The organism is Neisseria lactamica, assembly GCF_901482445.1.
Taxonomy (GTDB): Bacteria; Pseudomonadota; Gammaproteobacteria; order Burkholderiales; family Neisseriaceae; genus Neisseria; species Neisseria lactamica.
The window spans coordinates 1,807,632-1,820,914 of record NZ_LR590477.1; the positions used below are offsets into that span (position 1 = coordinate 1,807,632).

Here is a 13,283-nt window from a genome sequence, read left to right on the forward strand (position 1 = left end):
ATGCCGTCTGAAATCGGGATTTAGAAGAGTTTGCCCACTTCCGCCTCAATATCGCCGGCACGCATGAACGTTTCGCCGATCAGGAAGGTGTGCACGCCGCGCGTCCGCATAAATTCCACATCCGCCTTACCCGTAATGCCGCTTTCGGTAACGACGGTTTTGCCTTCCAGCGCGGGCAGCAGCGACAGGGTTTGGTCGAGGGAGACTTCAAAAGTCCTCAGGTTGCGGTTGTTTACGCCCCACAACGGCGTGGTCAGGTTGCGGCATTTTTCCAATTCGCTTTCATCGTGCAGCTCGAGCAGGACGGTCATGCCCAATTCGTGCGCCACCGCTTCAAAGCGTTCCAATTGTTCCTGTTCCAGTGCGGCGGCAATCAGCAGGACGGCATCCGCCCCCCATGCGCGCGCCTGATAAACCTGATATTCGTCGATAATGAAGTCTTTGCGCAGCACGGGCAGCGATACGGCTTCGCGCGCCTGTTTGAGGTATTCGGGCGAACCTTGGAAATAGGGTTCGTCGGTCAGTACGGACAAACACGCCGCTCCGGCGTTTTCATAGGCGCGTGCAATCTCGGCCGGTCGGAAGTCCGGACGGATTAACCCTTTGCTCGGGCTTGCCTTTTTGATTTCGGCTATGACGGCGGGCAGGTTGAGGCGGTGTTTGCCGCGTATCGAACCGATAAAGCTGCGGACGGGCGCGGCTTCTGCGGCAAGTGCTCGGATGTGTTCGGCGTTGACGGCGGCTTTTTGGGCGGCAACTTCCTGTGCCTTGGCGGTAAGGATTTTATTGAGGATGTCGGTCATGTCGTGTTCCGTATTTGTCCGGGGAAAGGGGGGAATATTAGCATCAAACCGTTAACGCCTGTTTGTGCGGAAGCTGTCGAAATAGGACAGGACGGTCTGCGGCAGCCATTGCAGGTGCAGCCTGCCGCCGGTGCTGCCGACAAAGCCGGCGTGTCCGCCGTGTGCCGGCTGGAACAGGGTAACGGCTTCGGACACTTCGTCTGCGCGGGGCAGGGCTTCGGGCGGCAGGAAGGGGTCGTTGGCGGCATTGAGCAGGAGCAGCGGTTTGGCAACGTGTTTGAGCAGCGGTTTGCAGGAAGTTCGGCGGTAGTAGTCGTGCCGGTCGGCAAAGCCGTGCAGCGGTGCGGTGAAGCGGTCGTCAAACTCGCCCAGTGTTTTGCACCCTGCGGCAAATGCCGTCTGAAAACCTTGGAGCGAACGTGCTTTGGGTATCAGTGTGCGGAGGAAGTAGCGCGTGTAGAGCAGCCGCGTGATGCCGCTGTCGAAGCGTCTGCCTGCCGCCTCTGCATCGACGGGGGCGGATACGGCGGCAGCGGCTTGCGGCAGCGCGTTTTCGCCCCGTTCGCCCAAATATTTTGCCAGCGCGTTGCCGCCCAGCGATACGCCGACGGCGTATATTTCACGGTAACGCGCGGCAAGCGTGTCCAAAGTAAAGGCGATTTCGGCGGTATCGCCCAAGTGGTAGAACACCGGAGCGGTGTTGGCAATGCCGCCGCAGCTGCGGAAATGGACGACTGCGCCGTTCCAACCCCGATCGCGTACCGCGAGCATCAGTTCGACCGCGTAATGGCTGCGGCTGCTTCCTTCCAAACCGTGAAACAGCACGACCAGCGGCGCATCGGGCGAAATGCCGTCTGAAAAGTCGTAGGCGACTTTGGTTTTACCCGTGCTGTCGGGAAGCAGCTCTCGGCGGTAGACGGGCGCGGGGCGTTGCAGGAATTTGGCGGCAATCGTATCGGCATTGCCGTTGCGGAGGAAAAACGGTGTGTCCGGCGGTGTCAAAATCATAAGGTATCGGTTTTTCTGTTTTCAGACGGCATTGATGGTGCGGCAGCCCGGTCGGCACGGACGCGCGGAAAAAGCGTTTGCCGGCAAAAGGCGGCGCTCCGGTCAGCTTTCCACCCGTTTGAAATGGCGCGGACGGAAGCCCAAAGCCGCCAGCGAGGCGAAATACAGTCCGCCGCCGATGACAATCAGGATGCAGAGCTGCCCCGCTTTCCGCATTCCGCCGGCGTGTGCCCATTCAAACGGCAGGCAAGCCTGCGCCGCCCACAGTCCGCCGCACATCACGGCGAGCGCGAGCAGCATTTTCGCCAAAAATGCCGCCCAACCCTTGCCGGGGCGGTAAATGCCGTGTCTGCGTAACAGGAAGAACAACAATCCGGCATTGATGCACGCGCCCAAACCGATGGCGAGCGAAAGTCCGGCGTGTTTCAACGGGCCGATAAAGGCGAGGTTCATCAACTGCGTGCAGATAAGCGTGAAGATGGCGATTTTGACGGGCGTTTTGATGTTTTGCCGCGCATAAAAGCCGGGCGCCAACACTTTAATCATGATCAAACCGATTAAACCGAAAGAATAGGCAATCAGCGCGTGTTGTGTCATTTGCGCGTCAAACAGCGTGAATTCGCGGTACATAAACAGCGTCGCCACCAGCGGGAACGACAACACCGCCATTCCGACCGCCGCCGGCAGCGTCAGCAGCATGCACAGGCGCAAACCCCAGTCGAGCAGGGCGGAAAACTGTTCCGTATCTTGGTTTGCCGCGTGTTTGGACAAAGTCGGCAGCAAAATCGTACCGAGTGCCGCCCCCAGCACGCCGCCGGGCAGTTCCATCATGCGGTCGGCGTAATACATCCATGAAACGCTGCCCGATTGCAGATAAGACGCGAAAATCGTGTTAATCACCAAAGAAATCTGCGCCACGCTCACGCCCAAAATCGCAGGCGCCATCTGTTTCATGACGCGGTTGACCGCCGCATCTTTGAAATTCAGTTTGGGCAGTTTCAAAAAACCCAGTTTCGCCAACCAAGGGAGCTGAAAGCCGAGTTGCAAAATGCCGCCGGCAAAAACCGCCCATGCCAGTGCGGTAACGGGCGGATCGAAATACGGTACGAAAAACAGCGCGAATACGATAAACGACACGTTCAGAAACGTGGGCGTAAACGCCGGAATGCCGAACTTATGATAAGAATTGAGTACCGAGCCGACAAAAGAGGAAAGTGAAATCAATAAGATATAGGGGAACGTAATCCGCAGCAAACCGATGGAAAGCTGAAATTTGTCGGCATCTTGGGCAAAGCCGGGTGCGGAAACATAAATCACCCAAGGCGCGGCAAGTATGCCCAGCGCGGTAACGATGACCAGTACAAACGACAGCATCCCCGCCACATGGCGGATAAAAGCCTCCGCCGCCTCTTTCGAACGCGTTTCCTTGTATTCCGCCAAAATCGGCACGAACGCTTGGGCAAACGCCCCTTCCGCAAACACGCGGCGCAGCAGGTTGGGCAGTTTGAACGCGACAAAAAACGCATCCGTCGCCATACCCGCGCCGAATGCGCGCGCAATGACCGTATCGCGCACAAATCCCAAAACGCGCGACACCATCGTCAGGCTGCCGACTTTTGCCAAAGCTCCAAGCATATTCATTATTGTTCCTCAACAGTCGTACCCGTTTGGGGCAACGGCGCGTATTGTACGACAGAAACCGCTTCAGACGGCATCGGGTTTGATGCCGTCTGAAGCGGTTTCCCGATACGAAAGCTTCCTTTTCCGGCGGCAAACTGTATCAACACGCGGAAATGCAATAAAATAGCCGGATTCCGATTGATTTCCAACATTCATTTCCAACATCACGGAGAGCCGTATGAAATCCAGACACCTCGCCCTCGGCGTTGCCGCCCTGTTCGCCCTTGCCGCGTGCGACAGCAAAGTCCAAACCAGCGTCCCCGCCGACAGCGCGCCTGCCGCTTCCGCCGCCGCCCCCGCCGGGCTGGTCGAAGGGCAAAACTACACCGTCCTTGCCAACCCGATTCCCCAACAGCAGACAGGCAAGGTTGAAGTGCTCGAATTTTTCGGCTACTTCTGTCCGCACTGCGCCCACCTCGAACCTGTTTTGAGCAAACACGCCAAGTCTTTTAAAGACGATATGTACCTGCGTACCGAACACGTCGTCTGGCAGAAAGAAATGCTGCCGCTGGCACGCCTCGCCGCCGCCGTCGATATGGCTGCCGCCGAAAGCAAAGATGTGGCGAACAGCCATATTTTCGATGCGATGGTTAATCAGAAAATTAAGCTGCAAGAGCCGGAAGTCCTCAAAAAATGGCTGGGCGAACAAACCGCCTTTGACGGCAAAAAAGTCCTTGCCGCCTACGAATCTCCCGAAAGCCAGGCGCGTGCCGGCAAAATGCAGGAGCTGACCGAAACCTTCCAAATCGACGGTACGCCCACGGTTATCGTCGGCGGCAAATATAAAGTCGAATTTGCCGACTGGGAGTCCGGTATGAACACCATCGACCTTTTGGCGGACAAAGTACGCGAAGAACAAAAAGCCGCGCAGTAAGCCCGTTTGAAAAATGCCGTCTGAAACTTGGTTTTCAGACGGCATTTTGATTGGGTTTAAAACGTAAAGCCCGTTTCCAGTTCTTCATCGCCGACCAGTTCGACCAAGAGCGCGTAGAGCGGGGCGAGTTCGGCATAACGGCGCGATACGCGGCGCAGATAGTTTAAGAAACGCGGGATTTCCGGACGGTATTTGTCTTTGCCGTCGCGGTAGTACAGGCGTGCGAAGATGCCTGCAACCTTCAAGTGCCGCTGCACGCCCATCCATTCGAACCGGCGGTAAAACTCGTCAAATGCCTCGGGGACGGGCAAGCCGGCAGCCCGCGCCTTTTCCCAGTAGCGGATAACCAAGTCCAAGACAAATTCTTCTTCCCATTCGATAAAGGCATCGCGCAACAGCGACACCAAATCGTAGGAAATCGGGCCGTAAAGCGCGTCTTGGAAGTCTAAAACGCCCGGCCTGCCGCGCGTCAGCATCAGGTTGCGGACGATAAAGTCGCGGTGCACATAGACTTTGGGCTGCGCCAACAGGGGCGGCAGCAGCGTATCGACGGTCTGCTGCCAAAGTTGGCGTTGTTTGAATGTTAATTCGCGCCCCAATTCTTTTGCGACAAACCATTCCGGGAACAGGTTGATTTCGCGCAGCATCGTTTCACGGTCATATTCGGGCAAAACCCCTTCACGGCTTGCCTTCTGCAATTCGACCAGCTCGCCGATTGCCTCCAAAAGCAGGGCTTTGTGCGCCGCTTCGCCCTGCTCCTGAAGCATCGCGGTCAAAAACGTCGTATTGCCCAAGTCGTTCAATACCACAAACCCCAAATCCGTGTCCGCGTGCAATACCTGCGGCACATTGACCATGTCAAACAGTTTCTGCACCTTCAAATAAGGTGCGACACTCATCTTGTCGGGCGGCGCATCCATGCAGACGACGCTGCCGCCGTCTGAAAACGTTGCACGGAAATAGCGGCGGAAATCTGCATCCGCCGCCGCGAAGGACAGATCGAAGTCCCGTTCGGGATAAACGGTCTGAAGCCAATCTTTCAGTTCGGTTTGCCGTTGCATAACAGTATCCGGGCATTTCAGGTTACAATAAACGCTATTCTAACCGGTAAACCGACTCGAGGGGCGATTTTGGCTCGTTTATTTTCACTCAAACCACTGGTGCTGGCACTGGGCCTCTGTTTCGGCACGCATTGCGCCGCCGATACCGTTGCGGCGGAAGAGGCGGACGGGCGTGTCGCAGAAGGCGGCGCGCAGGGCGCGTCCGAATCCGCACAAACTTCCGATTTGACCCTCGGCTCGACCTGCCTATTTTGCAGTAACGAAAGCGGCAAACCCGAAAAAACCGAATCTGCCGTCCAAGGCAGCGGCGAAGCATCCATCCCCGAAGACTATACGCGCATTGTTGCCGACAGGATGGAAGGACAGTCGCAGGTGCAGGTGCGTGCCGAAGGCAACGTCGTCGTCGAACGCAACCGGACAACCCTTAATGCCGACTGGGCGGATTACGACCAGTCGGGCGACACCGTTACCGCCGGCGACCGTTTCGCCCTCCAACAGGACGGTACGCTGATTCGGGGCGAAACCCTGACCTACAATCTCGAGCAGCAGACCGGCGAAGCGCACAACGTCCGCATGGAAACCGAACACGGCGGACGGCGGCTGCAAAGTGTCAGCCGCACCGCCGAAATGTTGGGCGAAGGGCATTACAAACTGACGGAAACCCAATTCAACACCTGTTCCGCCGGCGATGCCGGCTGGTATGTCAAGGCTGCCTCTGTCGAAGCCGATCGGGAAAAAGGCATAGGCGTTGCCAAACACGCCGCCTTCGTGTTCGGCGGTGTTCCCCTTTTCTATACGCCTTGGGCGGACTTCCCGCTTGACGGCAACCGCAAAAGCGGCCTGCTCGTCCCGTCCGTATCCGCCGGTTCGGACGGCATTTCCCTTTCCGCCCCCTATTATTTCAACCTTGCCCCCAATCTCGATGCCACGTTCGCGCCCGGCGTGATCGGCGAACGCGGCGCGGTCTTTGACGGGCAGGTACGCTACCTGCGACCGGATTATGCCGGACAGGCCGACCTGACCTGGCTGCCGCACGATAAGAAAAGCGGCAGGAACAACCGCTATCAGGCGAAATGGCAGCACCGGCACGACATTTCCGACACGCTTCAGGCGGGTGTCGATTTCAACCAAGTCTCCGACAGCGGCTACTACCGCGACTTTTACGGCAGCGGGGAAATCGCCGGCAACGTCAACCTCAACCGCCGCGTATGGCTGGATTATGGCGGCAGGGCGGCGGGAGGCAGCCTGAATGCCGGCCTTTCGGTTCAGAAATACCAGACGCTGGCGAACCAAAGCGGCTACAAAGACAAACCGTATGCCCTGATGCCGCGCCTTTCTGCCGATTGGCATAAAAACGCAGGCAGGGCGCAAATCGGCGTGTCCGCACAATTTACCCGCTTCAGCCACGACAGCCGCCAAGACGGCAGCCGACTGGTCGTGTATCCCGGTATCAAATGGGATTTCAGCAACAGTTGGGGCTACGTCCGCCCCAAACTCGGGCTGCACGCCACTTATTACAGCCTCGACAGTTTCGGCGGCAAAGCGTCCCGCAGCGTCGGGCGCGTTTTGCCCGTTGTCAATATCGACGGCGGCACGACTTTTGAGCGGAATACGCGGCTGTTCGGCGGCGAAGTCGTGCAAACCCTCGAGCCGCGCCTGTTCTACAACTATATCCCGGCCAAATCCCAAAACGACCTGCCCAATTTCGATTCGTCGGAAAGCAGCTTCGGTTACGGGCAGCTCTTCCGTGAAAACCTCTATTACGGCAACGACAGGATCAATGCCGCCAACAGCCTTTCCGCCGCCGTGCAGAGCCGTATTTTGGACGGCGCGACGGGGGAAGAGCGTTTCCGCGCCGGCATCGGTCAGAAATTCTATTTCAAGGATGATGCGGTGATGCTTGACGGCAGCGTCGGCAAAAATCCGCGCAGCCGTTCCGACTGGGTGGCATTCGCCTCCGGCGGCATAGGCGGGCATTTCACCCTCGACAGCAGCATCCACTACAACCAAAACGACAAACGCGCCGAACATTACGCCGTCGGCGCAGGCTACCGCCCCGCCCCCGGAAAAGTGTTGAACGCCCGTTACAAATACGGGCGCAACGAAAAAATCTACCTGCAGGCGGACGGCTCCTATTTTTACGACAAACTCAGCCAGCTCGACCTGTCCGCACAGTGGCCGCTGACGCGCAACCTGTCGGCCGTCGTCCGCTACAACTACGGTTTTGAAGCCAAAAAACCGATAGAGGTGCTGGCGGGTGCGGAATACCGGAGCAGTTGCGGCTGCTGGGGCGCGGGCGTGTACGCGCAGCGTTACGTTACCGGCAGGGATACCTACAAAAACGCCGTCTTCCTTACCCTGCACCTGAAAGATTTGAGCAATGTCGGCAAAAATCCCGCAGACAGGATGGATGTCGCCGTTCCCGGCTATATTCCGAACCTGGGCTCCTCCCGCAGGCACGGGGCGCAACCCTGATTGATGATATTTTGCCGGTTCCGCAAAACCGCCCCGGCACGCCCGACAAACAACCCGCCGAACCGCAGGGCGGGTTTAACCGATAAGGAAAAACAGATGAAAATCAAAACCCTGATCATTGCGTCCGCACTGTTGGCGGCAAACTTCGGCTATGCCGCCCCGCACAAGGCAAAACCCGCACCTGCCGCCAAGCCGGCGCGCCAAGCAGCCTCCCCCGCCGGACAGGAAGGCGGCATACACTTTTCAGACGGCATCGCCGCCGTTGCCGACAACGAAGTCATCACGCGCCGCAGGCTGGCGCAGGCCGTTGCCGATGCCAAGGCAAACCTGCCCAAAGACGTGCAAATCGGTGATGAGGAATTGACCGGGCAAGTCCTGATGCAGCTGGTTAACCAATCCCTGATCGTACAGGCGGGCAAACGCCGCAACATTCAGGCAAGCGAAGCGGAAATCGATGCCGCCGCCGCGCAGAATCCGCAGCTTAAGCACCTGTCTGCCGAACAACGCCGCGAACTTGCCGACAGCATTATTGCCGAAAAAGTCCGCCAGCAGGCAGTGATGCAGAACAGCCGGGTAAGCGAGGCAGAGGTTGACCGCTTTATCGAACAGGCGCAGAAACAGGGCATTACCCTGCCCGAAGGCGAGCCGCTGCGCCAATACCGCGCCCAACACATCCTGATTAAGGCAGACGGCGAAAACGCCGCTGTCGGCGCAGAAAGCACGATTCGTAAAATTTACGATCAAGCGCGCAACGGCACGGATTTTTCCGGCTTGGCGCGCCAATATTCGCAAGACGCGGGCGCGGGCAACGGCGGCGACTTGGGCTGGTTTTCAGACGGCGTGATGGTTGCGCCGTTTGAGGCGGCCGTCCACGCGCTCAAACCCGGCCAGGTCAGCGCGCCCGTCCGCACCCAATTCGGCTGGCACATCATCAAATTGAACGAAGTGCGCGATGCCGGCACGCCGGAAGAACGTATCCGCAACTCCGTGCGGCAATATATTTTCCAACAGAAAGCCGAACAGGCAACCGCCGAACTGTTGCGCGACCTGCATTCCGGCGCGTACATCGACATCCGTTGAAACGGTTTGAATCAAAAAGCCATACCGATCGGCAAAAATCCGGGCGGTATGGCTTTTTTGAATTTCGAGTTACTTTTACACCGTCATTCGTCATTCCCGCGCAGGCGGGAATCTAGCAACGAAAAGTAACAGGAATTTATCGGGAATGGCTGGAGTTTAAAGGTCTGGATTCCCGCTTTCGCGGGAATGACGGCATATCGGTTTTCGTGCGGACAAACCTAGATTCCCATCTGCGCGGGAATGACGGGATTTTAGATTGCGGGTATTTATCAGGAATGACGATTTAAAAGTTGCCTGAAACCTAAAAGCAATTGAAACGCAAAAACCAAATCCGCGCCTGCCGGGGAATGATGAAACAAAGAAGGCAGAAGTAAGGAATCAGGATTTTTTCCTTGAATCTGCGAAAATTATTCAGTAATTGAATGTTATTGTTTTACAATGCAGGCTTACGGTTGGGAAGCATATTTTCCGCATAAGTTGGAAAATGGCGGATTAATCGTAATTTCACGCTTTGTATTATATTAAACATAGGAATTTTAATGATGAAAAAATTATTGGCACCATCAGTACTTTCCCTGCTGGTAATCGCGGGGGGGGGGTAATTTCTAATTACTCGCTTGCAGCGACGAATTCTGATGAGACTGCGGTTGTTGCAACAAATTCTAATGGGACTTCGGTTGTTGCAACAAATGACGGAAAAACGGCAGATGCTGAAAACAAAAAACTGAAACGCGGTTTGGCGGCACAAGCCGCGTTAAGCGGTTTATTCCAACCCTACTCTGTTGGCAAGGCAAACGTTACCGCCGCTGTAGGCGGCTATCAGTCGCAATCCGCATTTGCCGTCGGTGTCGGTTACCGTTACAACGAAAAATTTGCAACAAAAGCAGGATTTGCCTTTGCACCCGGCGGCGGTGCGGCTTATCACGCCGGTGTCAATTTAGAATGGTAAGTGCCTCTAAATATTTAGCGGTAAAACATACGCTTATTAAACGGTAAGCGTGCAGGCAATGCCGTCTGAAACCTGAAACAGGCTTCAGACGGCATTTTGACGCACGAAATCGGCAGATATGACGGAAATGGAAAATACCTATCTTGTCATTTCAAAATTTCAAAATCACGGCGTTATCCGAAATCACAATCATCTCTCCGCCGTTATTTCCGCGCAGGCGGGAGTCCGGTTATTCAAAATCACAGCGTTATCTGACACAACAACAATCTTTCCATCGTCATTCCCGCGAAAGCGGGAATCTAGCAACGAAAAGTAACAGGAATTTATCGGGAATGGCTGGAGTTTAAAGGTCTGGATTCCCGCTTTCGCGGGAATGACGGGATTTTAGGTTGCGGGTATTTGTCGGAAATGGCGGTTTGGAAGTTTACTGAAGCGCAAAAACAACGGAAACCCAAAAAACCGGATTCCCGACTGTGGGAATGACGGGATTTTGGGTTGTGGGAATTTGCCGCACACGGCTTCAGACGGCATTGCCTGCCGTTTTGCCCGCAGGTGCGGCTGCCTTGATGTAGTTGAGCGCGACAAACTGCTTCTCGGCATCCAATTCGGTGATTTTGAACAATGCCTGCGATTTGGGCAGCGCGTCAAACGGAATACCGGTCGCGCGCGTGACCAGCGGCAGGCCTTCGATGCGGACGAGGTCTTCTTTCAGAATCGTCGCGGTCAGTTCGCTGATGCTTTGCTGTTGCAGGTAAACCAGGCTCCAGTAGGCTTCCATCTGCCGTTGGAAATCGGCGTAGGCGGTATAGGCGGCATCAAAGTCGCGCAGTGCGGCAAAAAGCTCGGCATCGCTGTTCTGATACAGCGGCTCGGCGGAGTCGTCGATCAGGCTGAGGAGTTGTTTTTGGTTGATGTAGTCGGCGGCGCGGCGCAGCGGCGAGGTAAACCAGCCGTAATGCTGCACGCCCATACCGATGTGCGGCTCGGATTTGGTGCTCATACGCACTTTGCCTGCCGGTTGGACGCGGAAAAGGCCGGGCAGGTCGTTGTCGTGGAGCATCTGCGCCCAAGTGCTGTTGGCCAAAATCATCATCTCGCTGACCAGTGTATCGATGGGCGAACCGCGTTCGCGGCGGACGACGGATACCTTGCCTTCCTCATCCAATTCGATGCTGTAATCGTATTGCGGCACGCGGTCGGGTTCGTATTTGCCGCGCGCTTTTTGCAGGGCGGTGGCGAATTGATAGAACCAAATCAGGTCTTGATGGTGGGCGAACATCATTTCGCCGGCTTCGTCCAAGCCGGTTTCGGCGTTGAAATGCGGCTCGATGGCTTGGATACGCAGGTTTGCGGCGATGTTGACGGCTTCGATTTTGCAGGTCGGCGTGCCGACGTTGAACTCGTTGTCCATATCAAAATAAATGCTGACGGCAGGGCGGTGTGCGCCTGCATCAAGGCTGAACGCGGCTATCCAGTTTTCGGGCAGCATAGTGATTTTGCCGTTGGGAAAATAAACCGTACTCAACCGCTGCATAATGATTTGTTCCATTTTGTCGCCCGGTTTAACGGCAAGCGACGGCGCGGCGATGTGGATACCGACGCGCTTCGTGCCGTTGCCCAAGTCGGTCAGGCTCAAGGCATCGTCCACTTCGGTGGTCGATTCGTCGTCAATGGAAAAGGCGGTAACATCGGCTTTGGGCAGGTCGGGCATTTCGGGAAGGGGAAGGTCGGGAAAGCCTGTTCCTTTGGGGAAGTATTTGATTTCAAACCCGTCTTGCAGGTATTGGGGAATGGACGTAATGCCGCCCGTTTTTTTCGCCAATTCGTAGGCGGAGGTTTTCAATGCGTCGGCGGCTTTGGTAAAGGCTTTGTAGGTCAATGATTGCTTGTCGGGCGCGTGTAAGATGGTTTTCAAATCCGCCGCGATTTCAGACGGCATCTCGCCGCGTTTCAAGGCTTCCGCCCAAGCGTCGATTTGCGCGTCTTGTTGTTTTTTGCGTTCGATGGCGGCAAGCGCTTGTTTTAAGGTTTCTTCGGGCGCGGCTTTGAACACGCCTTTGGCTTTTTTGTAGAAATACACCGGCGCGGCGTAAAGTGCAATCAAAGTTGCCGCCAGCTCGGTTTTGGTCGGCGCGTGTCCGTAATATTCTTCGGCGATGGCTTCGGCGGTAAATTCCTCTTCGCCGCATACTTCCCACAATAAATCGGTGTCAATGTCTGCCGCTTGTGCCTGCGCGTTCTCCAAAAATGCCGCCATATCGCCGTCAAACTCGGCAAAGACATTGTTTGCCTTCACTTTGGTGCGTTTGCCGTGTTGGGTATCGACTTGGTAGGTGGCATCGTTTTTTTGGACGACGGCGGCGACTTTGAATTGACCGGACTCTTCGTAAAAGATATTCATCGTGTTTCCTTTTCGGTTGAAACCCCAACCTTTAGGGCGGTAGAATCAGAATTTATTTGGGAGGGGCGCAACCCCTTCCAAATCAGGGCAACACATAGGGCGGTGCTTTATGTGCCGTCCTGTGTGTTGAAACATTTTTCGGATTTTTCTGTGGAAACTCAAGCGGGCGATTTTAGCAGATTACCGAAAATGCCGTCTGAAAAAAGGTTTGGCGCGGCTTTGCGGTGCTTGCGTTGCGTTTTTGACGGGGTACAATCGCCGTTTTTAAACGGAGGACGGAATGGAGAATGTAAACCGTGTGCCGGAGCAGGCGCGTTACGATGCCGAACGCCGGCAGGCAGACGAAGTATTGGCGGGCGTGTTTCCGGCAGTCAGTATCTTCGGCAGCGCGCGCACGCCGCAGAATCATGCGGATTATACGTTTGCCTGCCGTCTGGCGAGGCGGCTGTCGGATTCGGGTATTGCCGTTATTTCGGGCGGCGGGCCGGGGATTATGGAGGCGGCAAACAAGGGCGCGTTTGCCGGGAAGTCGGTTTCGGTGGGGCTGAACATCGTTTTGCCGCACGAGCAGAAACCGAATCCGTATCAGGACATCGCCTTGCGGTTTTCCCGTTTTGCCGAACGCAAGGCGGTGTTTTTCCGCTATTCCCAAGCATATGTCGTGATGCCGGGCGGCTTCGGGACGCTGGACGAATTGTTTGAAATCCTGACCTTGGTGCAGACGGGCAAAGTGCCGCCGCGTCCGGTCGTTTTGGTCGGAAAGGCGTTCTGGTCGGGTTTGGCGGAGTGGATAAACGCGCAGCTTTTGGCGCGCGGTCTGATTTCTGAAGGCGCGGCCTCTTTGTTCGCCATATCGGACGACGAAGACGAAATCGTTGCGTATCTGTCGGAACACGGGCTTCAGACGGCATAGCGTCCTGAGAGTGATGTATAATTGCAAACAATTTAACAA

At 56.0% G+C, this 13,283-nt stretch carries 11 protein-coding genes; 5 read left to right on the forward strand and 6 right to left on the reverse strand.

The features are described 5' to 3' along the window. Positions 1–20: 20 nt before the first annotated feature. The 4 genes from trpC to FGL10_RS09815 all read right to left on the reverse strand — a co-directional run bounded on the left by trpC (position 21) and on the right by FGL10_RS09815 (position 3,643). Positions 21–803, reverse strand: coding sequence for an indole-3-glycerol phosphate synthase TrpC (trpC, locus tag FGL10_RS09800; protein ID WP_003708179.1), 783 nt, complete (start codon positions 801–803; stop codon positions 21–23). A 51-nt stretch (positions 804–854) separates the two neighbouring features. Then, positions 855–1,811, reverse strand: coding sequence for a YheT family hydrolase (locus FGL10_RS09805; RefSeq protein ID WP_003708182.1), 957 nt, complete (start codon positions 1,809–1,811; stop codon positions 855–857). A gap of 102 nt (positions 1,812–1,913) precedes the next feature. Continuing rightward, positions 1,914–3,452, reverse strand: a complete 1,539-nt coding sequence (murJ, locus tag FGL10_RS09810) for a murein biosynthesis integral membrane protein MurJ (protein ID WP_003708184.1) — start codon at positions 3,450–3,452, stop codon at positions 1,914–1,916. Beyond that, positions 3,452–3,643, reverse strand: a complete 192-nt coding sequence (locus FGL10_RS09815; RefSeq protein ID WP_002215672.1) for a hypothetical protein — start codon at positions 3,641–3,643, stop codon at positions 3,452–3,454. The genes murJ and FGL10_RS09815 overlap by 1 nt, the downstream gene beginning before the upstream one ends. Positions 3,644–3,669: 26 nt before the next feature. On the opposite strand from FGL10_RS09815, the gene FGL10_RS09820 reads away from it, so the two are divergent. Then, positions 3,670–4,365, forward strand: a complete 696-nt coding sequence (locus FGL10_RS09820) for a thiol:disulfide interchange protein DsbA/DsbL (RefSeq protein ID WP_003708186.1) — start codon at positions 3,670–3,672, stop codon at positions 4,363–4,365. A gap of 56 nt (positions 4,366–4,421) precedes the next feature. On the opposite strand, the gene amgK is transcribed toward FGL10_RS09820, so the two are convergent. Continuing rightward, the gene (amgK, locus tag FGL10_RS09825) at positions 4,422–5,426 is read right to left on the reverse strand and encodes an N-acetylmuramate/N-acetylglucosamine kinase AmgK (protein ID WP_003708187.1); all 1,005 of its coding nucleotides are present in this window, start codon (positions 5,424–5,426) and stop codon (positions 4,422–4,424) included. Between the two features lie 69 nt (positions 5,427–5,495). Here amgK and FGL10_RS09830 point away from each other — a divergent pair, with 69 nt between their 5' ends. From FGL10_RS09830 to FGL10_RS09845, 3 genes are all read left to right on the forward strand, one after another. Then, positions 5,496–7,901, forward strand: a complete 2,406-nt coding sequence (locus tag FGL10_RS09830; protein ID WP_003708188.1) for an LPS-assembly protein LptD — start codon at positions 5,496–5,498, stop codon at positions 7,899–7,901. Between the two features lie 96 nt (positions 7,902–7,997). Next, positions 7,998–8,981: a peptidylprolyl isomerase gene (locus FGL10_RS09835; protein ID WP_004467662.1), complete on the forward strand. Its 984-nt coding sequence runs from the start codon at positions 7,998–8,000 to the stop codon at positions 8,979–8,981. 511 nt (positions 8,982–9,492) lie between these two features. After that, a complete protein-coding gene (locus FGL10_RS09845) occupies positions 9,493–9,930 on the forward strand; it encodes a YadA C-terminal domain-containing protein (RefSeq protein WP_100206015.1) in 438 nt (145 codons plus the stop codon). A 520-nt stretch (positions 9,931–10,450) separates the two neighbouring features. Here the strand turns inward: FGL10_RS09845 and FGL10_RS09855 are convergent. Further along, a complete protein-coding gene (locus tag FGL10_RS09855) occupies positions 10,451–12,331 on the reverse strand; it encodes a ribonuclease catalytic domain-containing protein (protein WP_003708198.1) in 1,881 nt (626 codons plus the stop codon). Between the two features lie 280 nt (positions 12,332–12,611). Here FGL10_RS09855 and FGL10_RS09860 point away from each other — a divergent pair, with 280 nt between their 5' ends. Beyond that, positions 12,612–13,244, forward strand: a complete 633-nt coding sequence (locus FGL10_RS09860) for an LOG family protein (protein WP_003708200.1) — start codon at positions 12,612–12,614, stop codon at positions 13,242–13,244. Positions 13,245–13,283: the final 39 nt, after the last annotated feature.

Excerpts from the sequence above, each read along its gene's own strand:
- FGL10_RS09855 (WP_003708198.1), bottom strand. The coding sequence starts at position 12,331 with ATGAATATCTTTTACGAAGAGTCCGGTCAATTCAAAGTCGCCGCCGTC.
- FGL10_RS09860 (WP_003708200.1), top strand. The coding sequence starts at position 12,612 with ATGGAGAATGTAAACCGTGTGCCGGAGCAGGCGCGTTACGATGCCGAA.
- FGL10_RS09820 (WP_003708186.1), top strand. The coding sequence starts at position 3,670 with ATGAAATCCAGACACCTCGCCCTCGGCGTTGCCGCCCTGTTCGCCCTT.
- murJ (WP_003708184.1), bottom strand. The coding sequence starts at position 3,452 with ATGAATATGCTTGGAGCTTTGGCAAAAGTCGGCAGCCTGACGATGGTG.
- trpC (WP_003708179.1), bottom strand. The coding sequence starts at position 803 with ATGACCGACATCCTCAATAAAATCCTTACCGCCAAGGCACAGGAAGTT.
- FGL10_RS09815 (WP_002215672.1), bottom strand. The coding sequence starts at position 3,643 with ATGTTGGAAATCAATCGGAATCCGGCTATTTTATTGCATTTCCGCGTG.
- FGL10_RS09835 (WP_004467662.1), top strand. The coding sequence starts at position 7,998 with ATGAAAATCAAAACCCTGATCATTGCGTCCGCACTGTTGGCGGCAAAC.
- amgK (WP_003708187.1), bottom strand. The coding sequence starts at position 5,426 with ATGCAACGGCAAACCGAACTGAAAGATTGGCTTCAGACCGTTTATCCC.
- FGL10_RS09805 (WP_003708182.1), bottom strand. The coding sequence starts at position 1,811 with ATGATTTTGACACCGCCGGACACACCGTTTTTCCTCCGCAACGGCAAT.